The 20596-nt window shown below is 73.6% G+C and carries 15 protein-coding genes and 2 pseudogenes; 13 read left to right on the plus strand and 4 right to left on the minus strand.

The annotated features are described in order from the left end of the window. Positions 1-551, minus strand: a pseudogene (locus ACRYMY_RS17525) (hypothetical protein); the annotation flags it as partial. Positions 552-974: 423 nt separating this feature from the next. Between ACRYMY_RS17525 and ACRYMY_RS17530 the strand changes: the two are divergent. Further along, the gene (locus ACRYMY_RS17530) at positions 975-2504 is read left to right on the plus strand and encodes a malectin domain-containing carbohydrate-binding protein (RefSeq protein WP_432548505.1); all 1530 of its coding nucleotides are present in this window, start codon (positions 975-977) and stop codon (positions 2502-2504) included. A 283-nt stretch (positions 2505-2787) separates the two neighbouring features. Next, positions 2788-3900 (plus strand): glycosyltransferase, encoded by a 1113-nt coding sequence (locus tag ACRYMY_RS17535; RefSeq protein WP_432548506.1) that lies wholly within the window; start codon positions 2788-2790, stop codon positions 3898-3900. A 66-nt stretch (positions 3901-3966) separates the two neighbouring features. Here ACRYMY_RS17535 and ACRYMY_RS17540 read toward each other — a convergent pair whose 3' ends face one another. Then, positions 3967-4998: a glycosyltransferase family 2 protein gene (locus tag ACRYMY_RS17540; protein ID WP_432548507.1), complete on the minus strand. Its 1032-nt coding sequence runs from the start codon at positions 4996-4998 to the stop codon at positions 3967-3969. A gap of 273 nt (positions 4999-5271) precedes the next feature. Here ACRYMY_RS17540 and ACRYMY_RS17545 point away from each other — a divergent pair, with 273 nt between their 5' ends. From ACRYMY_RS17545 to pelF, 7 genes are all read left to right on the plus strand, one after another. Beyond that, entirely contained in the window at positions 5272-6465 is a 1194-nt protein-coding gene (locus ACRYMY_RS17545) for a glycosyltransferase family 4 protein (RefSeq protein ID WP_432548508.1), read from the plus strand. Positions 6466-6686: 221 nt separating this feature from the next. Next, the gene (rfbF, locus tag ACRYMY_RS17550; protein ID WP_432548509.1) at positions 6687-7499 is read left to right on the plus strand and encodes a glucose-1-phosphate cytidylyltransferase; all 813 of its coding nucleotides are present in this window, start codon (positions 6687-6689) and stop codon (positions 7497-7499) included. A gap of 25 nt (positions 7500-7524) precedes the next feature. After that, positions 7525-8574, plus strand: coding sequence for an NAD-dependent epimerase/dehydratase family protein (locus ACRYMY_RS17555; RefSeq protein WP_432548510.1), 1050 nt, complete (start codon positions 7525-7527; stop codon positions 8572-8574). After that, positions 8571-9116: a dTDP-4-dehydrorhamnose 3,5-epimerase gene (rfbC, locus tag ACRYMY_RS17560; RefSeq protein ID WP_432548511.1), complete on the plus strand. Its 546-nt coding sequence runs from the start codon at positions 8571-8573 to the stop codon at positions 9114-9116. The genes ACRYMY_RS17555 and rfbC overlap by 4 nt, the downstream gene beginning before the upstream one ends. After that, a complete protein-coding gene (locus ACRYMY_RS17565; protein WP_432548512.1) occupies positions 9113-10402 on the plus strand; it encodes an NAD(P)H-dependent oxidoreductase in 1290 nt (429 codons plus the stop codon). The genes rfbC and ACRYMY_RS17565 overlap by 4 nt, the downstream gene beginning before the upstream one ends. Positions 10403-10767: 365 nt before the next feature. Then, the gene (locus ACRYMY_RS17570) at positions 10768-12153 is read left to right on the plus strand and encodes a hypothetical protein (protein WP_432548513.1); all 1386 of its coding nucleotides are present in this window, start codon (positions 10768-10770) and stop codon (positions 12151-12153) included. A 50-nt stretch (positions 12154-12203) separates the two neighbouring features. Next, positions 12204-13874: a GT4 family glycosyltransferase PelF gene (gene pelF / locus ACRYMY_RS17575; RefSeq protein ID WP_432548514.1), complete on the plus strand. Its 1671-nt coding sequence runs from the start codon at positions 12204-12206 to the stop codon at positions 13872-13874. Positions 13875-13886: 12 nt separating this feature from the next. Here pelF and ACRYMY_RS17580 read toward each other — a convergent pair whose 3' ends face one another. Further along, positions 13887-15737: a DUF4832 domain-containing protein gene (locus ACRYMY_RS17580; RefSeq protein WP_432548515.1), complete on the minus strand. Its 1851-nt coding sequence runs from the start codon at positions 15735-15737 to the stop codon at positions 13887-13889. 58 nt (positions 15738-15795) lie between these two features. Continuing rightward, on the minus strand, positions 15796-16884 hold the full coding sequence (locus ACRYMY_RS17585) for a putative glycoside hydrolase (protein WP_432548516.1): 1089 nt from the start codon (positions 16882-16884) through the stop codon (positions 15796-15798). 81 nt (positions 16885-16965) lie between these two features. On the opposite strand from ACRYMY_RS17585, the gene ACRYMY_RS17590 reads away from it, so the two are divergent. The 4 genes and pseudogenes from ACRYMY_RS17590 to ACRYMY_RS17605 all read left to right on the plus strand — a co-directional run. Then, a complete protein-coding gene (locus ACRYMY_RS17590; RefSeq protein ID WP_432548517.1) occupies positions 16966-17856 on the plus strand; it encodes a Rossmann-like and DUF2520 domain-containing protein in 891 nt (296 codons plus the stop codon). Continuing rightward, positions 17853-18707 (plus strand): pantoate--beta-alanine ligase, encoded by an 855-nt coding sequence (gene panC, locus ACRYMY_RS17595; protein ID WP_432548518.1) that lies wholly within the window; start codon positions 17853-17855, stop codon positions 18705-18707. The genes ACRYMY_RS17590 and panC overlap by 4 nt, the downstream gene beginning before the upstream one ends. A 114-nt stretch (positions 18708-18821) precedes the next feature. Continuing rightward, positions 18822-20324, plus strand: a complete 1503-nt coding sequence (lysS, locus tag ACRYMY_RS17600) for a lysine--tRNA ligase (RefSeq protein ID WP_432548519.1) — start codon at positions 18822-18824, stop codon at positions 20322-20324. 61 nt (positions 20325-20385) lie between these two features. Beyond that, positions 20386-20596, plus strand: a pseudogene (locus tag ACRYMY_RS17605) (hypothetical protein); the annotation flags it as partial.

Below are 20596 nucleotides of genomic sequence, written 5' to 3' on the forward strand. Positions count from 1 at the left end.
CCCCCACCCCCCCCCCCCCCCCCCCCCCCCCCCCCCCCCCCCCCCCCCCCCCCCCCCCCCCCCCCCCCCCCCCCCCCCCCCCCCCCCCCCCCCCCCCCCGCCCACCCCCCCCCCCCCCCCCCCCCCCCCCCCCCCCCCCCCCCCCCCCCGGGGCCGTACGGGGCGAGGTAGTCCGCGTCCGGGTGCGTGCGCGCGGCGGCGACCAGCTCCACGAGCGCGTCCGGGCGCCACAGGTAGTCGTCCTCGGCGAGGAGGACGAGGTCGTCGGCCGGCCAGTCGCGCCGCCGCGGCAGCGAGACGGCGTGCAGGTAGCTGCGCCGGTTGTCGCCGGCGCTGATCGTCACCAGGTCGCCCCACGCGCGCGCCAGCTCCGTCGTCGCCGGGTCCAGCGGCCCGTCGCCCAGGACGACGAGCTCGACGTCCAGGCCCTCGCCGCGGGCGCGCTCGACCGCGCGCAGGAACGACTGCAGCGCGACCTCCTTGGAGTACCACGCCGGGCGTCCCTTGGCGTTCTCGCCGCCGTGCGTGCGGTAGACGACGTGCAGTCGCACGGTCCCCCCTGCGTCGGTGTCGCTGGTGCTGGTGTCCCGGCGGGACCGGTGCCGGCCCGCCACGGCGGGGCGCTGGCGCCCCGCTCGGTCGGAGGTTACCGGTGCGAGCACGGTCCGGGGAGGCGCTGTCACCGTGCGTGCGCGTTCCTCGCGCGGCGGTCACCCGATCGGCGCAACCCCGCCCGCGCTCGTCACGGCGCGTGGAGGTCGGGGGAGTCCATCGCGCAGTGGTGCGCCCGCGTTACAGCTTTCCCGCCGTTCGGGCTCAAGGCCCTCCGGGGGCTCCCCGAGAACACCTGCAGCACCCCAGTGGACCTCCGCACCACCAGAACGCTTCCCGAGCCGCCCCGGACGACCGCACCGGGACCGCCGCGCGCCCGCCGCGCGCAGCGTCCCCCCACCATCGAACGAGGTCAACGCCCCATGCGCGCCACCACCAGGTTCCTGCTGTCCGCCACCGCCGTCGCCGTCGCCGCCGCCGGCCTGACCACCGTCGGCGCCTCCTCCGCCTCCGCGAACGGCGCGACCGTGCGCGTCAGCACGCAGGGGAGCGCCGTGACGGACGCCGCCGGGAACACGTGGTCCGCCGGCACCGGCTTCACCGGCGGGTACCAGGTGCCCTCCGTCACCTCGAACGACATCCGCGGCACCGTCGACGACCGCCTGTACCAGTCGGAGCACTGGGGCATGAGCGCCTGGCGCGCGCAGGTGCCGAACGGCACCTACGACGTGACGCTGAAGATGGCCGAGACGTACTTCGGCGCCAAGGGCGCCCGCGTCTTCTCCGTCACCGCCGAGGGGACGCGCGTCGTCACCGACCTCGACCTGTTCGCCGTCGCGGGCAAGGACACCGCGGTGGACCGCACGTTCCGCGTCACCGTCGCCGACGGCTCGCTGGACCTCGGGTTCTCCGCCACCCGCAACCACGCCAAGGTCGGTGCCGTGCAGGTCGTCCCGGTCACCGCCGGTGCCGTCGTGCAGAACCCCCGGCCCGTGAGCCCGTCCCCGGCGCCCGCGCCCGTCGTCCCGGCTCCCGCCCCCGCTCCCACCCCCGCTCCCGCTCCCGTCCCCGCCACGGCCGGCCCGTGGAAGTCCGGCGCCTCCGGCGTCGGTGTCGCCTCCGGCGCCTTCGGCGCCTGGCGCGGCTCGCAGGTGGGCATCGCCGCGACGTGGTCGGACAACAACACCGCCGCCGCGAACTTCTGGCAGCTGGACCGCGGCGCCGAGTACGGCAGCTGGACCGGCGACCTCGACGTCGCGGTCGGCGCGTTCGACCGCGGCGAGAGCTGGTCGGCCGCCGCTCGCGGCGCCTACGACGCCCGCTGGCGCGCCTCGCTGACGACGCTGCGCACGAAGTGGGGCAACCGCCCCGGCACGGTCTACATCCGCTTCGCGCACGAGATGAACGGCAACTGGTACCCGTGGAGCGTCAACGCGGGCAACGCGCAGGACTTCGTCGCCGCGTGGAAGCGCTACCGGGCGCTGCAGAAGGAGGTGTTCCCGGGCGCCAAGCTGGTCTTCAACGTCAACCGCGAGTCCGTGAACTCCGGCGTCGACTGGCGCAAGACCTTCCCGGGCGCGCAGTTCGTCGACGTGATGGGCGTGGACTACTACAACCAGTACCCGTACGCGGGTGACGCGGCGACGTTCGCCTCCTCCCTGCAGCAGGTCGACGGCTTCGGAGCCCCCAAGGGCCTGGCCCAGCACCTGGCCTTCGCCAAGAGCGTCGGGCTGCCGCTGTCGGTCTCGGAGTGGTCCGGCAACGCCGACAACGGCGACTCGCCCGCGTTCGTGCAGGGCATGTTCGACTTCTTCCGCGCCAACGGCGGCACCGGCGCGGGCAAGCTGCTGTACGAGGTGCAGTTCAACTGCGACATCGACGGCAAGCGCTGGCTGCTGACCGAGGGCACCCGCATGCCGAGGTCCGCGGCGAAGTACCGCGAGCTGTTCTGAGGCCCGCTGCGCGCGAGCGCACCCGCTGACCGGACCCCGGTCGCGACCCCCGGTCGCGGCCGGGGTCCGTCGTGTCGCTCACGTTTCGCGACTGTGAGTGGTGGAATCGGTACTGCAGGTGAGATCCGGGTCGAGCGGCCCCGGTCGGCGCACCCGTGGTGCGCCGCGACTTCCCCGTCGCGTGCCCCCGCGGGTACTGTCAGTGCCGTTCCGTGCGGCCGGGGGGTGCGCGGAGGGGGACGCAGACCGGGCGCCCGAGGCGCCAGCACCCGTGGGGGGAACCATGACCGTTGCACGGTCCGCGCTCGCCGTCGCCCTGGCGACGTCCACCGCCGTGGGGCACCTCGTGTACCCCGTGGCCCTGCACCTGGCGGCCCGCGCCAAGCGCCCGCCGCAGGTCGAGGCGCCGCAGGAGTGGCCGGGTGTCACCGTGCTGGTGCCGGCGTACCTGGAGCAGGGCGTCATCGCCGCCAAGGTCGACAACGTCCGCAAGAACGGCTACCAGGGCGAGCTGGAGGTCCTCGTCGTCGCCGACGGCGACCCCGCGACCGCCGACGCGGCCCGCACCGCCGGCGCGCGCGTGCTGCTGCTGGCCGAGCGGGGCGGCAAGTCGCAGGCCCTCAACGCCGGTGTGCGCGCGGCCACCCACGACCTCGTCGTCATCAGCGACGCGAACTCCGAGCTGGAGTACGACGCCATCGCCTACCTCGTCTCCGCGCTGCTCGCGCCCGGCACGGGCGCCGTGGCGGGGGAGAAGCTGGAGGGCGAGGGCGGCGAGCTGGCCTACTGGCGCTTCGAGAGCTGGATCAAGCGCAACGAGGCGCGCCTGGGCACCACGCTGGGCCTGGACGGCGGCCTGTGCGCCGTCCGCCGCGAGGCGTGGGAGCCCATCCCCACCGACATCTCCAACGACGACTTCTGGGTCGCCCTCGACGTCATGGACCGCGGCTGGTCGGTGGCCTACGAGCCCCGCGCGCTGATGACCGAGCCGTCCATCGGCTCGATCGACCTGTCGTGGGAGCGCAAGACGCGCGTGCTGGGCGGCGGCCTGTGGGTCATGTGGCGCAAGAGGCACCTGCTCTCGCCCGCGCGCGGCCTCGTCAGCGCCGAGCTGTGGGGCCACAAGCTGTGGCGCTCCACCCTGGGCCCGCTCAGCCACGTCGCCCTGCTCGGGCTGGCCGCCGGCTCGGCCCGGCGCAGCCGCACCGCGCAGGTCTTCCTCGCCGGGCACGCCGTCGCCGCGGCCGCCCTCGTGGCGCAGGAGAAGGGCCGCCGCGTCCCGCTGCCCGGCCGCGTGGCCGCCCAGGTGCTGTACCTGCAGGTCGTGGCCGTGGGCGGGATGCGCCGCTTCCTGCGCGGCGACCGCGTCCTGAAGTGGGACAAGCCCGCCCGCTGAGGCCGAGCCCGGGGACGACCCCGCGCCCCGGCGCTGCGTGCGCCCGGGCCGCGGGGGTCCCGCCCGTCAGGGCACGCGCGGGGAGCGCTCCATGACCACCTTGCCGGCCACGCTGGCGCGGCCCGTGGTCACGCCCTTGACGTAGGCCCAGTGCTGGCTGGCGCGGTCGGGCTGGCGCAGCACCGTGCGCTGCGCGGCCCGCACGGCGTACCCGGCGGCCAGCGCCGTCGTCAGCAGCCGGTGCGACGGCGCGCCGTGGTGGCGTGCCAGGTACCGCGACATCGCCGCCCCGCGCAGCCGCAGCATCTCCAGCGACGGCGCGCCGGAACCCCCGGCGGCGTGCGGGACGAGGACGTCGGTGCGCAGCTTCTCGTGCAGGCCCCTCTCGCGGGCGGCGCGGCCGAAGGCCATGTCCTCGTTGTAGACGTAGAACTCCTCGTCGAAACCGCCCAGCTCGACGAAGGTGCTGCGGCGCACCGCCATGCACGCGCCGGTCGTCCAGTCGACGGTGAGGTCCTCGCCGGGGCGCGGCTTGGCGTACAGGCCGGCGCGGGGCATGAGCTTGTGCAGGCCCGCGGAGTGCACGAGGGCCCGGCGCACGGTGGGCTCCCAGCCGCCGACGCCCAGCTCGACGTGCCCGTCGACGCCCACCATCGTCGCGGCGCTGGCCGCGCAGGTCGGGTCGTCGGCGACGTCGGCGAGGATCTGCGCGAACGCGGCGACGGTCGGGCGGGAGTCCGGGTTGCCGAACACCACGAACTCGTGGGTGGAGCTGCGCGCGCCCAGGTTGGCGGCGCGGGCGAACCCCTTGCCGCCGCCGGAGTCCACGTAGCGCCCGCGCGGGCGCGCCTCGACGACGGCGCGCACGCCGTCGGCGTCGCACGCGTTGTCCACGACGACCACGGGCAGCTGCTCGGGCAGCCCGGCCAGCAGCTCGCGCAGCTGGTGGGCGCTCTTGTAGCTGACCAGGACCAGTTCCGCGTCGAAGCTGCGCGCCGGGTCCGCGGGGTGGCGCACGCGCCCGTCCGCGGTCACCGGACCGGCGGCTCCTCCCGCCCCGTCGTCCGTCGCCGCCTCGGTCCGCACGTCCACCGTCACGTCTCCCCCGTCCCCCCGGCCAGCGGACCCGTTCCCCCCGGTCCCGCCCGTACCGCGTGTCGTGTGTCACGGCCAGGATAGGTGCACGACGGCACGCGGCGGTGGAGTTGGCCCGCCCGTCGCCCGCGCGTCACCCGCACGGGGGCCGTCCGGGTGACGTGGGCGAGCACCCGTGCACGTCCGGTCCTCGCCGGGTCCGCTCCGGGGCCGCGCCGCGGGGCGGTCTGGTAGAGAGGGGCCGACCGCGGGACGTTCGAGGGGGGACCGGAGCGCATGGCGCCGGAGCAGCAGGAGCAGCAGGAGCAGCAGCGGGCGGGGGGCCGCCGGGCGTGGGTGGTGCTCAAGCAGCTGCCGTCGCGCACCGACTCCGGGGGGCGGCAGCGCTCGCGCGCCGTCCTGGACGCCTACGCGCAGGTGTTCGACGACGTGCAGGTGACCGGGTTCGACGAGTGGCCTGACTGGCGCGAGCAGCTGCCCGCGCACGTGACGGTGCACCACGTCGGCTCGCCGTCGCCGCGCCCGGGCGCCGTGCTGCGCGCGTCCGCCTTCGCGGGCAAGTGGTTCTCCCCGGCGCTGCACGGGCTGCTGCGCCGCGAGCTGCGCCCCGGTGACGTGCTGCACGTGGACTTCCCGCAGATGGCCGTGAACGTGCCGGCCGGCGTGGACGTGGACGTGCTGGACCTGCACAACGTGGAGGCCGACCTGCTGGAGCGGCGGCTGCGCACCGAGCGCCCGGTGCTGGGCCGCCTGCTGGCTCCCGAGGTCGAGCGGTTCCGCCGGTACGAGGTGGCCGCCGCGCGGCGGGCCCGGCACGTCACCGCCTGCAGCCGCCGCGACCAGGAGGTGCTGCGCGCCAACGGCGTGGAGACGGTGTTCGTGCCCAACGGGGTGACGACCGCGGGCCGTGCGCCGCAGCCGGCGCCCGGTCTGGGGCGCGCGCTGTTCGTGGGGGCCGCCGACTACGGCCCGAACAAGCAGGCGCTGCGCTGGTTCCTGGACGAGGTGTGGCCGCTGGTGCACGAGCGCGAGCCGCGGGCGCGGTTCACGGCCGTGGGCCGCAACCTGGCGCAGGTGCACCCGCGCGAGTCCGGGGAGCCGGAGGGCACGGAGTTCCGCTCCGACGTGCCGAGCGTCGACCCGTTCTACGCCGAGGCCGACGTGTGCGTGGTGCCGCTGCTGTCCGGCGGCGGGACGAAGATCAAGCTGGTCGAGGCGCTGAGCCGGGGGCGCGCGGTGCTGACGACGTCGCTGGGGCTGGAGGGGCTGGAGGTGCACCGCGACGTCGTCGAGGTCGCCGACGGCGCGCAGGAGTTCGCCGACGCGCTGGTCGCGCTGCTGGGCGACCCCGCCCGCGCCGCGGAGCTGGGCCGGCGGGCCGCCGAGCGGGTCGCGGAGAGCGGGGCGGTGTCCTGGCAGGACGCGATGACTCCGCTGCGTGACCTCCTGATTTCGATGCGTCAGGACTGAGGTGCGGGCGGGCTGATGTCCGCCCGAAGGAGTGAAGTTCACGCTCCGTGATCAGTGCGCTGTAGTAACGTCGCAGCGCACCCGGACGCCGGTGGCAGCGCGGTTCGTGGGGGGTCGCGCCGCCGCTCCAGACGTCCACCCGTGCCCCGTCCGGGGCCGGGCAGCGTCGTGCGGCCCCCACGTGTCGATGACCGACGACTCGATCAGTGAGGGAAGTGCCGATGAGCACGCAGACGCCCGTGTCCGAGATCCCCGTGGTCATCCTCTGCGGAGGCATGGGCACCCGGCTGCGCGAGGCCAGCGAGAAGCTGCCCAAGCCGCTGGTCGACATCGGCGGCCGGCCGATCCTGTGGCACATCATGAAGCTCTACAGCGCGCACGGCTTCCGCAAGTTCGTGCTGTGCCTGGGCTACAAGAGCGACATGATCAAGCGGTACTTCCTGGACTACCGCCTCAACGCCGGCGACTTCACGCTGAACCTGTCCTCGCAGGACGCCCCGACGTACCACGCCGACGGGGTGCAGGAGGACTGGGAGATCACGTTCGTCGAGACGGGCCTGACCACCGCCACCGCGGCCCGCATCAAGCGCGTCGAGCAGCACCTGACCGCCGACAAGTTCGTCCTGACCTACGGCGACGGCCTCGGCGACGTCGACATCGCCAAGACGCTGCGCGACCACGAGGCCGGTGGCCGCCTGGCCACCGTCACCGCGGTCCACCCCAGCTCGCGCTACGGCGAGATGCACGTCACCGGCGACACCGTCACCGAGTTCAACGAGAAGCCGACGCTGGCCGACGGCTGGGTCAACGGCGGGTTCTTCGTCTTCGACCGCGCCTTCGCGGACAAGTACCTCGAGGACGACCCGGACATGATGCTGGAGCAGAAGCCGCTGCAGACCGTCGCCCGCGACGGCCAGCTGACCGTCTCCAAGCACGAGGGCTACTGGCTGGGCATGGACACCTTCCGCGAGTGGACCGAGTTCAACAAGCTCTGGGACTCCGGCCAGGCGCCGTGGAAGATCTGGGAAGACTGAGGACCGAGGGAACCGGAGAACACCCGTGAAGATCGTCGTCACCGGCACCGAGGGCTACCTCGGCTGCCTGCTCGCCCCGACCCTGCTCGACGCCGGCCACTCGGTCGTCGGCATCGACACCGGCTACTACCGCAACGGCTGGCTCTACAACGGCGTCACGGCGTCGGTGCAGACGCTGGCCAAGGACATCCGCCACGTCACCGAGGCCGACCTCGCCGGCGCCGACGCCGTCGTCCACATGGCCGAGCTGTCCAACGACCCGCTGGGCGAGCTCATCCCCGACGTCACGTTCACCGTGAACCACAAGGGTTCCGTGCGCCTGGCCGAGACCGCCAAGCGCGCCGGCGTGCAGCGCTTCGTCTACATGTCCAGCTGCTCCGTCTACGGGGTGGCCGAGGACACCGTCGACGAGACCTCGCCCGTGAACCCGCAGACCGCCTACGCCGAGTGCAAGGCGCTCGTCGAGCGCGACGTCGCGCCGCTGGCCGACGACGACTTCTCGCCGACGTTCATGCGCAACGCGACGGCCTACGGCGCCTCCCCGCGCCAGCGCTTCGACATCGTGCTGAACAACCTCGCGGGTCTGGCGTTCACCACCGGCAAGATCGCCATGACGTCCGACGGTTCGCCGTGGCGCCCGCTCGTGCACGGCCTGGACATCGCCAAGTCGATCCGCGCCGTGCTCGACGCCCCGCGCGAGGCGATCCACAACCAGGTGTTCAACGTGGGCGACTCCAAGCAGGTCTACCGCGTGCGCGAGATCGCCGAGGCCGTCGGCCGCGCGCTGCCCGAGGCGCAGGTCACCTTCGGGCGCAGCAACGGCGACAACCGCAGCTACAAGGTGAACTTCGACAAGATCCACGCCTCGCTGCCCGGTTTCTCCTGCGACTGGGACGCCGACAGGGGCGCCGCCCAGCTCGTCGAGGTGTTCAAGGCCATCGACCTGGACGAGGCCACCTTCACCGGCCGCGGGCACACCCGCCTCAAGCAGCTGGAGCACCTCATCCGCACCGAGCAGCTCGACAAGGACCTGTTCTGGCGCAAGTTCGCCGGCTCGGAGGGCGTGAGCGCGTGAGGATCAGCACCACCGCGATCGAGGGCGTCGCGATCGTCGACCTCGAGGAGCGCGCCGACGAGCGCGGGTTCTTCGCCCGCACGTTCTGCCGCGACGAGTTCGAGGCCGCCGGGCTCGTGCCCGCCGTCGAGCAGTGCAACCTGTCGTACAACCACCTGGCGGGCACGCTGCGCGGCATGCACACCCAGGTCGACCCCGCCCCGGAGGCCAAGCTGGTGCGCTGCACCGCCGGCGCCGTCCAGGACGTCATCGTCGACCTGCGCGCCGGCTCGCCCACGTACCTGCAGCACGTGGCCGTCGAGCTGACCGCGGAGAACCGGCGCGCGCTGTACGTGCCGCCGTACTTCGCGCACGGCTACCTCACGCTGACCGACGGCGCCGAGGTCGTGTACCAGGTGAGCCAGAAGTACACCCCGGGCACCGAGCGCGGCCTGCGCTACGACGACCCGGACCTCGCGCTGCCGTGGGCGCGCGACGTGGCCGTCATCAGCGAGAAGGACAAGAGCTGGACGCTGCTGGCCGACGGGGCGGTGCTGTCGTGATCATCGTCGACAAGGCGCTGCAGCAGCGCCAGGCCGAGGGCCGCCCGATCCGCGTGGCGCTCGTCGGGGCCGGGTTCATGGGCCGCGGCGTCGTCAACCAGGTCGTGAACTCCGTGCCCGGCATGGAGCTCGTCGCCATCGCCAACCGCACCGTGTCCAAGGCCCGCGACGCCTACGAGCAGGCCGGGCTGACCGGTGTCGTGGAGGCGGACGACGCCGCCGGCGTCGACCGCGCCATCGCCCAGGGGCACCCCGTCGTCTCCGCCAGCTACGAGGCCGTCGTGGACGCCGGGCAGGTCGAGGCCGTCGTCGAGGCCACCGGCAACACCGAGTACGGCGCCCACGTCGTCGTGCGGGCCATCGAGGCCGGCAAGCACGTCGTGCTGCTGAACGCCGAGGTCGACGGCACCGCCGGTCTCGCGCTGCGCACCCGCGCCGACAAGGCGGGCGTCGTCTACACCGGCGCCGACGGCGACCAGCCCGGCGTGCAGATGAACCTGCTGCGGTTCGTGCGCTCCATCGGCGTCACGCCGCTGGTGGCCGGCAACATCAAGGGCCTGCAGGACGAGTACCGCAACCCCACCACCCAGGAGGGGTTCGCGAGGAAGTGGGGCCAGGACCCGTACATGGTGACGAGCTTCGCCGACGGCACGAAGGTGTCGTTCGAGCAGGCCCTCGTCGCCAACGCGGCCGGGTTCACCGTGGAGCGGCGCGGCATGCGCGGCGCCGACCACCACGGCCACGTCGACGAGCTGACGGGGAAGTACGACGTCGAGCAGCTGAAGGAGCTCGGCGGCGTCGTCGACTACGTCGTCGGGTCCAAGCCCGGCCCGGGCGTGTACGTCCTGGGCACCCACGACGACCCGAAGCAGCAGCACTACCTCAACCTCTACAAGCTGGGCGAGGGACCGCTGTACTCCTTCTACACGCCGTACCACCTGTGCCACTTCGAGGTGCCGCTCACCGTGGCCCGCGCGGTGCTCTTCGCCGACGCCGCGATCGTGCCCTCCGACCGCGTGCACGTCGAGGTCGTCACCACGGCCAAGACCGACCTCGCGGCCGGCAAGGAGATCGACCGCCTCGGCGGGTACGACACCTACGGCGTGGCCGAGCGCTACGACGTGACGAAGGCGCAGGACCTGCTCCCGATGGGCGTCGCCGAGGGCTGCGTCCTCAAGCGCGACGTGAAGAAGGACCAGGTCCTCACCTACGACGACGTCGTCCTGCCGGAGGGCCGGCTCATCGACGCCCTGCGCGCCGAGCAGGCCGCGATCCTCGGCGGCTGAACTCCGGGACGACCCACCGACGGCCCCGTCGCGCACCCGCGCGGCGGGGCCGTCGGCGTTCCCGGTACTTCTCGTAACTGAAGAATTGCAGTGAGTAGTGTTTCCTGTCCGTCACCCGAAGTTCGCCGTTTCACCCGTCCGGAGCAGTTAAGCTCGCCGGCGTCAGCGGGACCGAGTACCCGCGGTGCGTCGGGGTCCGTCCCGGCAGTCAACGACGACAGCACTTTGTCGGTGGGCGCGGGGGGCTGCGCCACGAGAAGAAGTGGCCAGTCGTGTCGCACCCCATCACCCGTGTCCTCGCGGACCGCCGTCCCCTCGCCGCCGCAGCGCTCCTCGTCCCGTCGCCAGGGCCTGCGCGATCGGCAGTGCTCGTCACCGCCACGGCTCTCGTCGCCACGGCCGCCGTCGGCCTCGTCGACCCCCGCGTCCCGGCGGTGCTCGCAGCCGTCGTCGTCACCGTGCTCCTCCTCGTGGGGCGGTCGGGCGCAGGACGTCACCGCCGCGCCGGCGAGCCCCTGCCGGGGAGCACGGCGCGCGGTGTCCGGGGCCTGCGGGAGATGGCGCTGCACCTGTCGCCGGTCGCCCTCCTGATGGTCGTCTTCCCCCTCGCCAGCAGTCGCATCGCCGAGACGACCGTCGGCGGCACCGGCCTGACGTCCGTGCTGCTGGCCTCGTCCTTGACGGTGCCGTGGATCAGCCAGGCCGTCTGCCTCCCCCTGTACCGGGGGATCGGTCACCTGGTCCTCGAAGGTGACATGCAGAAGATCGACCGCCGCTTCTGCGAGGTCTGGCCGACCACCTTCCTGCAGTCGCTGCCCGCGGTCGTCCTCTTCACGGTCCCCGTCGCCGTCGTCACGCGCTGGAGCGCCGGAGCCCTCGCGGTCTATGTCGGGCTGTGCGTCCTGCACGTCGCCTTCGCGCAGGCGCTCGTGGTGACGAACGTGGGGCGTCGGCGCGAGCGCTGGGCGCTCGCGTGGTCCGCGTACGCCGCCGCGCTCCTCGTCGCGCCGACCCTGTGGTTCCTCCCGGCGCTGACCGGGCTCGCGGTGCAGCTGGTGCCGCTGCGGCACCACCTGCTCAGCCTCCGGCGTCCGGCGCGCCTCGACCACCGCGACGTGGCGAGCGACCTCCTGCGCGGCCTCGCGCTCGGGGCGGTGCTGTGGTCGGACAAGCTGCTGCTCTTCTTCGTGACCGGCGGTCAGTTCGCGGTGCAGCTGGTGTTCGTGGCCCTCCTCCCCGCGGTCCTGGCCTACAACTACTACTTCGTGCGCCTGGCGCCCCGCTTCGACGCTTCCGTCGCAGGGCTCCGGGTCGCCATGGAGCAGGACACCTACAGCGCGCTCGCCGACCGCTCGCGCCGCATGTTCGACACCGTCACCGTCACCGTCGCCCGCAGCGGTGCCGTGGGCGCGGTCCTCGCGCTCGTGCTGAGCGTCGGCGCCGCCCTCGCCGGTGGTCAGGACGTCCGCCTGTTCGCGGCGGTCGCCGTCGCCTCGTGGTTCTTCATGATGGTGACGATCTTGAGCTACAAGCTCGACTACATCGGTCATCGCCTCCCGGCGCAGGTCATCGGCGGGGTGCACCTGGTCGCGTGCATCACGGCGTTCACCACCACTGCCAGCCCTGCGGGCGCCTACATCGCCCTGACCGTCGTGGAGGCCGTGCTGCTGGTCGTCGCCATGCGGGTGTGCTTCGAGCGCTGGCGCAGCCCGGAGTACACGCTCTTCTGGCGCCACGCCACCGCCTGGTGACACGGCGACCCCACAGTCCTCCGCTGACCCGCGCACCCTGGAGACCCCTCGTGCAGCAGAACTCCACCACGTACGTCGACGTGGACGTGGCCATCGTCATGGAGTCCACCTACCCGTACCTCAAGGGCGGTGTGTCGGCGGTCGTCCACGACATCGTGCGCGGCAACCAGGACCTGACGTTCGGCATCATCCACATCACGTGGGACCGCGCGGCTCCGCACGAGGACCTCTACGGCGTGCCGGCCAACGTGAAGTGGGTGCGCCCCGTCTACCTGAGCATGCAGGAGCACCGCGACGACTTCATGGCGCTCAGCCCCCGCCTCCTGGGCCTGCGGCCCGCGGGCCGTGAGCGGCTGGCCCACCGGGTGTTCGACGCGCTGGAGAGCGTCGTCGCGGGCGACCCGGGCCCGATGTGGCAGCTGTACGACGAGGGCATGAACCCACGCACCGCGACGTACCCGATCTGGGCCCTGCTCGGGTCCCAGGAGTTCATGGAGGCGACGCGCGACCGCTTGCCGGCGCTGGGCCTGTCGCTCGTCGACACCTTCTGGACGATGCGCGAGTTCTTCTCCCTGGCCTACGCGCTGCTCAGCGACGACCTGCCGAAGGCCCGCGTGTACCACGCCCACACCACCGGGTACGCCTCTCTCCTGGGCGCAGCGGCGGCCCGGCAGAACGGCGGGCGGTTCTTCCTGACCGAGCACAACCTGTACGTGCGCGACACCGTCAACACGTTGCTCGACCGGAACATGGCGCTGACGCTCACGGCCGCCGACTACCGCACCTTCGACGTCAGCGCCCGGGAGCGCGCCTGGATGGCCTGGTGGATCGAGATGGGCCGCTTCTGCTACCCCAGCGCCGAGGCCATCAGCTACCTGTACCCCAAGGCGATCACGGAGGCGGCGGACCTGGGCGCACCCGTCGAGAAGAGCGTCGTCATCCCCAACGGCATGGTCGTGCAGGAGTTCGCCGACGCCGCTCGTGCTCGCGGAGAGGCGCTGCCCGGCATCCTCGCCGGTGACCCGGAGCGCGTCTGGCGGCTCGTCTACATCGCGCGGGTCGTGCCGATCAAGGGCCTGGCCGACCTCATCTCCAGCGTCGCCCTCCTGGTGTCCCGTGGCATCACGAACTTCCGCGTCGACGTGCTCGGTCCGACCGACCACACCCCGGACTACTACATGCTGTGCCGCGAGAAGGCCCGGACGCTGGAGGTCGAGGACTACTTCGTCTTCCGCGGGACCGTGAACGTGCGCGAGCTGCTGCCCGAGTTCGACGTGCTGGTCCTGCCGAGCCACAACGAGGGCCAGCCGATCGTCGTCCTGGAGGCCATGACCGCGGGGATCCCCACGGTCGGGACCGAGGTCGGGGGCATGGCGCAGCTCATCGACGACCCCCTGACCACTCCGGGCGGCCGGACGTGGGGGCCGTGCGGTCTGCTCGTGCGACCCGACTACGTGGAGGAGATGGCCGAGAACCTCCAGCGGCTCATGGGGGACCCTCTCCTGTACGCCGAACTGGCTTCCAACGCCCGGGGGCGGGTCGCCGGCTTCTTCCAGCTCGAGGACGCGATGGGCGCCTACAACCGGCTCTACAAGGAGATGGGTGGCCTCGAGGTCGCCGAGCTCGAGGGCGCCGTCCCCGCGCAGAGCACGCGCCTCGGGAGCGCCGCGGTCATCGACCTCACGGAGGACGCCGCGGTGCGCCGCGAGCGCACCTCCTGACGGCGGCCGGCTTCAGCTCGCTGGCACCTCGACCACCGCACCGGCCCAGTCGGCGTGGTCGTGGGACGTGCCGTCTCCCGCGTCGCGCACCGACAGCCGCAGGGTGCGCGCGCCGCTGAGGGGGACGGACACGCTCTGCGCGGGTGACGTCCCCGTCAGCGTCCCGCTGCGGTGCGCGAGGCGGCCGTCGACGTAGACGCTGAAGACGACGCTGCCGCGTCCCGCGGTCTCGTCGTCCACACCGATGGTCGAGGTGAACCGCGTCGCGCCTGCCGGTAGCGGCAACGTGACGTCGGAGGAGCTGTGGACGCCCAGGCCGGTGCTGAAGCTGCGACCCCTCAACCGCAGGGTGCGGCCGTCGCCGGCGGCCCGCTCGCCGTTGCTGCGGTCGAGCTCGACGGGGCCCCAGCCGTTGCTGCTCGAGGTGGGGGTCAGGCTGCTCACGGCGACGCTGCGCGTCGCGGCGGGCGCCGGCGCGGGGGGCGTGAGGGGCGCGGTGGGCGCGGCCACCGACAGCGTCCCGGACAGCAGGTTCAAGCCCCGCGCACCGTCCCAGCCGCCGTCCTCGGCGAGCTGGACGGCGTACTCGGGGCGTGCCGCCAGCTGCGGGTGGGCGTCGGGCAGGGCCAGGGCCACCCGGTACTCACCCGGTGCGGGCGCCTGCACAGCCACCTCGACGGGAGTGGTCGTCCCCGGCCGCAGCGTCCGCGTGTCCAGGGGCACCCTCGTCCGCGAGGCCACCCGCCCGGAGGTGTCGACCAGGACGAGGTCGACCGGCCGGCTGCTCAGCGGAGCCGCGAACCCCGAGTTCACCAGGCTGAAGGCGACGGTGCCGCGCTCACCGGCAGCCAACGACCTCGGCACGCTGGAGGTCACCAGCGCCAGCCGGTACCCCAGCCTGGCCTCGACGTCCGCGAGCCCCTGCGTGCCCCAGGACTCCAGGACCCCGAGGTGGAAGTCCCGGTTCAGGTACGTCCAGCCGTACCTGCGCAGGTCGGTCAGCGCGGATGGCAGGGAGGACCGGGTTCCCGCGGTCGCGCACGTCTCACCGCCCACGAGCGCCGTGCGGGAACGTTCCGCCAGCCACGCCCGGTCGGTGTCGTCGCGGAACGTGCCGAAGTCGTCGTCGCTGGCCAGGAAGCAGTCGTTGTGGACGCCGGTCCGCTGGTCCCCGGGGAGCAGGCGCTGCGCGACCTGCGGGTAGCGGACCTGCAACCGGACGTCGGGGGACAACCCGTCGCGCAGGGCGCGCAGCACCTTCGAGCGGGCCGCCCAGTCGGCGTCGGAGAGCAGCCAGGGTCGCTGCGGGTCGCTGGTGAAGCTGCGCGAGTAGTACCACTCGCCCCACCGCCCGACGAAGCCGGCCTGCACGGCCTGCAGCACGTCGGCCCCGGCGTTGAGCACGGGGACCAGCTGGCGCACGTGGGCCACGACGCGGTCCGCGGGCGCGTCGACGTCGGTGTCCTCGCTGTAGGCGAAGCGGACGACGAGCTTCACACCCGCCCGGCGCGCCGTGTCCAGGTCGGCGGCCACCTGCTGCAGGTAGGTGACCGGCAGCGCGTCGCGGTCCACGAACCCCTCGAGGTAGTAGACGCGGTACACCAGCGTCGTCCCGGCACCGGTGCGCCACCGCACGAGCTGAGCCTCGTCGAGCGGGACGCGTCCCGACCCGTCGGCCCGGTGGTGCGTGTCCGTGTAGCGGTAGAACCCCCGTTCGGGGTTGGCCACCGCGCTCCCGGAGTCGGTGTACGACGTCTGCGTGACCGCTGGCGCGGTCTCGGAGGCAGCCGCCGTCGGCAGCGGGAGGGCAGCGAGCGCACCCGCCGTGGCGACGGCGACCGCGGCGGCGAAGCACCGGAGCATGCCGGTGCATCGACGCCCGTCGGACTCGCCTTGAGGACGAGCGCGTCAGCGCCCTCCCTCAGGCGGAGGGGTCGCGGACGAACACCGCCCCCTCGTGCGGCTGGAGGACCACCCGCTGGGGAGCGGGTCGGCCCTCCGCGTCGACGAGTCCCTCCGGGACGTCGTAAGCGATCTTCCGGCGCTTGGCGGTGTTGGTGTTGGCCACCGCCCAGCCGTTGGTGAAGGTGCGGGACCAGCCGTTGCCCCGCTGGACGGGGTCCCCGGTCGGCGTCCCCAGGTCGACGTCCAGTTCGGGGATCCAGGGGGTCACCGAGTACCCGTCGTGAGCCGTCGCGGTGACGGCGCCACCGGTTCCGCCGCCGAAGACCCAGAACATCGCGACGCCGTACCGGAAAGCGGGGTGCTCGTCCGTGCCGTCGCTCGGCACACGCATGATCGTCAGGCCGGGGCCGGCCACCTGCGAAGCCTGCGCGAGGACGGTCTCGGGGTCGAACCAGTCCTGCGGCGACCAGCCCAGCCAGACCTCCTCGAAGCCGCCGCCGTACGCCGCGTGCCGCTGCCAGCGGCCCGGTTCGCGCCTCGACTCGGCGATGTTCGGCACGAGGAGCTTGCCCGCGGAGCGCAGGCGCTCACCGGCGGCCACGACCAGCTGCTCGAGAGCCTGCCGCAGGTCGCTCATCTCCCGACCACCCTCGAGCGGAGGGTTCAGGCCGTAGTAGTCGTCGAAGACGTCGTTGTCGGCCATCACGCCGTCCCAGGGACTGTCCTCGAGGAGGTCGGACACGTTGTCGCACCAACGTTCCCGGTACTCCTCGTCCCAGACGGCCATCTGCCAGTGCCCGGGGTAGGTGTTCCACTCGATGCGGCTGCCGTCGAGCCGGTGCGCGAACCAGTGCTCGCCGGCCTCCTCGGCCTCTTCGTGGCTGACGCCCGAGGTGTGGAGGGGGCCCGGCTCATAGCTCCTCGTGGAGGAGAGGCACTGGTAGGTCAGCACGACCAGGTCGGGGTTCGCGACCTTCAGCCGCTCCAGGACGCTGGTCTCCCACGGCTGCAGGATCGCGACCCGGTAGTGCTCGGCGGCGAAGGCGACCTGCGCGTCGTCGACGGGGTCGCCGTACCGGATCCAGGCTCCGTGTCGTCGGCCCATGGGCCCGGACCCTACTGCAGCGGGAACCGGCGGGACCGTCTTCGGCCGTCACGTCCCGCAGCGAGCTCGTAGGGTCCTGCCGTGAGCGCGGGCGGGGCGGGACGGCTGGACGTGGCGGTGGTCGGGGCCGGGCGGGTCGGCCCGGTCCTGGGGGCGGTGCTGCGCGCGGCGCAGCACCGCGTCGTCGCGGTCACCGCCCGCACCCTCGACGCCGCCGACCGCGTCGAGGCGCTGCTGCCCGGCGTCCCGCTGACCACCGACCCGGCCGCCGCGGCCGCCGCCGACCTCGTGCTGCTCGCCGTGCCCGACGACGAGCTGCCGGGAGTGGCCGCGGGGCTGGCCGCGCACGTGCGCCCGGGGCAGCTCGTCGCCCACACCTGCGGCCGGCGCGGCACCGGCGTGCTCGCGCCGCTGGCCGCGGCCGGGGCGCTGACGATGGCGCTGCACCCGGCCATGACGTTCACCGGCACCTCGCTGGACGTCCCGCGCCTGTCCGGCTGCGCCGTGGCCGTCACCGTCGCGCCCGTCCTCGTCCCCGTCGCCGAGGCCCTCGTGCGCGAGTGGGGCGCCGTGCCCGTCCACGTCGCCGAGGACGACCGCCCGCTGTACCACGCGGCCCTCGCGCACGGCGCGAACCACCTCGTCACCCTCGTGCAGCAGGCCCTCGACGCCGCCCGCGGCGCCGTCGGCGACGAGGCCGCCACCGTGCTGCGCCCGCTGCTGACCGCTGCCCTCGACAACGCGCTCACCGCCCCCGCCACCGCCCTGACCGGGCCGGTGGCCCGCGGCGACGCCGGGACCGTCGCCGCCCACCTCGCCGTCCTGCGCGAGCGCGCGGGCGCCACCACCGCCGCCACCTACGCGCAGCTGGCCGGGGCGGCGCTGGAGCGCCTGAGCGCCTCCGGCAGGGTGGGCGCGGCGCCGGCGCAGGCCGTCGCCGCCGCGCTCGCCGAGAGGAACCCCGCCCCGTGACCCAGCTCGTCGTCGCCCGCACCCGGGCCGAGCTCACCGCCGCCCGCGACGCCCTGCCCGGGCCCGTCGCCGTCGTCATGACGATGGGCGCCCTGCACGCCGGGCACGCCGAGCTGGTCCGCCGCGCCCGCGAGCGCGCCGCCTCCGTGCTGGTCACGGTGTTCCTCAACCCGCTGCAGTTCGGCCCGGGGGAGGACCTGGCCCGCTACCCGCGCACCCTGGACGCCGACCTGGAACTGGCCGCGGACTGCGGCGCCGACGTCGTGTTCGCCCCCGGACCCGACGTCGTCTACCCCGACGGCGACCCGCTCGTGCGGGTCAGCGCGGGCCCGCTGGGGGAGGTGCTGGAGGGCGCCAGCCGCCCCGGCCACTTCGACGGCGTCCTCACCGTCGTCGCCAAGCTGCTGCACCTGACCCGCGCCGACCTGGCGTTCTTCGGGCAGAAGGACGCCCAGCAGCTGCTGCTGGTGCGCCGCATGGTCCGCGACCTCGACCTGGGCGTCGAGGTCGTCGCCGTGCCCACCGTGCGCGAGGAGGACGGCCTGGCGCTGTCCAGCCGCAACCGCTACCTGACCCCCTTCGACCGCGAGGTCGCCCTGGTGCTGGGCCGCGCCCTGCGCGCCGGCCAGGCCGCCGCCCCCGAGGGACCCAGCGCCGTGCGCCGAGCGGCCCGCGACGTGCTGCTGCGCGAACCCGCCGCCCGCGTGGACTACCTGGCCCTCGTCGACCCGGCCACGCTGGCCGACCTGCCCGAGCACCACCGCGGCGAGGCCCTGCTGGCGCTCGCCGCGCGCGTCGGCTCCACCCGCCTCATCGACAACGCGCCCCTGGTCGTCGGCCGCCCCGGCTGAACCCCTCCTGCGCGCCGGACCACCCGTCCGGACGGTCCCGCGCGGTCGGGAGGCCGGGTGGTGCGCGGATAGCCTGGGGCGGTGAGCGAGACGCAGGCCGGCACGGTGGACGCGGTGCACGCGGAGGACCTCGAGGAGTTCGGGGACCTGCCCGAGCAGGTGCTGGTCCGCCGCGCCAAGCGCGACCGCATCCTCGAGGCGGGCGGCGAGGCGTACCCCGTGGCGGTGCCCCGCACGACGTCGCTGGCGCAGGTGCGCGAGCGCCACGCGGACCTGGCCCCGGGCGAGGAGACCGACGACCTCGTCGGCGTCACCGGCCGCGTGGTGTTCCTGCGCGGCACGGGCAAGCTGGCGTTCGCCACCCTGCAGGAGGGCGACGGCACCCGCCTGCAGGCGATGGTGTCGCTGGCCGGCGTGGGCGAGGACGCCCTGGCCGCGTGGAAGGCCGACGTGGACCTCGGCGACCTGGTGTTCGTGCACGGGCGGGTCGTCGCCTCCAAGCGCGGTGAGCTGTCGGTGATGGCCGACTCCTGGCGGATGGCGGCCAAGGCGCTGCGGCCGCTGCCGGTGCTGCACAAGGAGCTGTCGGAGGAGAGCCGCGTCCGCCAGCGCTACGTCGACCTGGTGGTCCGCGAGGCCGCCCGCACGAACGTGCGCGCCCGCTCGGCGGTGGTGCGCTCGCTGCGCCGCACCCTGGAGGACCGCGGTTTCCTCGAGGTCGAGACGCCGATGCTGCAGACGCTGCACGGCGGGGCGTCCGCGCGCCCGTTCGCCACGCGCTCCAACGCCTTCGACACCGACCTGTACCTGCGCATCGCACCCGAGCTGTTCCTCAAGCGCTGCGTCGTCGGCGGCATCGAGAAGGTCTTCGAGATCAACCGCAACTTCCGCAACGAGGGCGCGGACTCCACGCACTCGCCGGAGTTCGCGATGCTCGAGGCCTACGAGGCGTGGGGCGACTACGACAGCATCGGCGAGCTGACCCGCTCGCTGGTGCAGACCGCCGCGCAGGAGGCGTTCGGCACGCAGGTCGTCACCCTCGCCGACGGCGAGGAGTACGACCTGGGCGGGGAGTGGACGAGCCTGTCGATGTACCCGTCGCTGTCGGCGGCCCTCGGCGAGGAGGTGACGCCCGAGACCCCGCGCGAGCACCTGCTCGCGGTGGCCGAGCGCCTCGGCGTGGCCGTCGACGTCCCGCGCGCCACCCACGGAAAGCTCGTGGAAGAACTCTGGGAACACCTCGTGGCCGATTCCCTGCACGCGCCGACGTTCGTGCGCGACTTCCCGGTGGAAACGTCCCCGCTGGTGCGCGCGCACCGCTCGGTGGCGGGCGTGGTGGAGAAGTGGGACCTGTACGTGCGCGGTTTCGAGCTGGCCACCGGGTATTCCGAGCTGGTCGACCCGGTGGTGCAGCGCGAACGCTTCACCGAGCAGGCCCGGCTGGCCGCCCTGGGCGACGACGAGGCCATGCGCATCGACGAGGACTTCCTGCGCGCGCAGGAGCACGGGATGCCGCCCACCGGGGGCATGGGCATGGGCGTCGACCGCCTGCTCATGGCCCTGACCGGCCTGGGCATCCGCGAGACGATCCTCTTCCCGCTGGTCAAGCCGCGCTGAGGCGGGCCCGGGGGAGCCTGGGGCGGCGAGGGGCCGCGGGGGGCGGACGTACCCTGGTGGGGTGGACGCGATCGCCGCACTGCTGCCCTCGGTGGGCCTGCTCGTGCTCTTCATCCTCCTGATGCGCTCCATCCTGCACGCGGACCGCCGGGAGCGGCGGGCCGCGGCGCGGGCCCAGGCCGCCCACCCCCCCGCCCCCGGCGCCGTAAAATCGGAGGACCCCAAAGGCCCTTACTTAGGCCCCTTTTTTAAAAGCTCCCCGGGTGCAGCAA

This window comes from Kineococcus haloalkalitolerans (assembly GCF_050871905.1).
Classification (GTDB): domain Bacteria; phylum Actinomycetota; class Actinomycetes; order Actinomycetales; family Kineococcaceae; genus Kineococcus.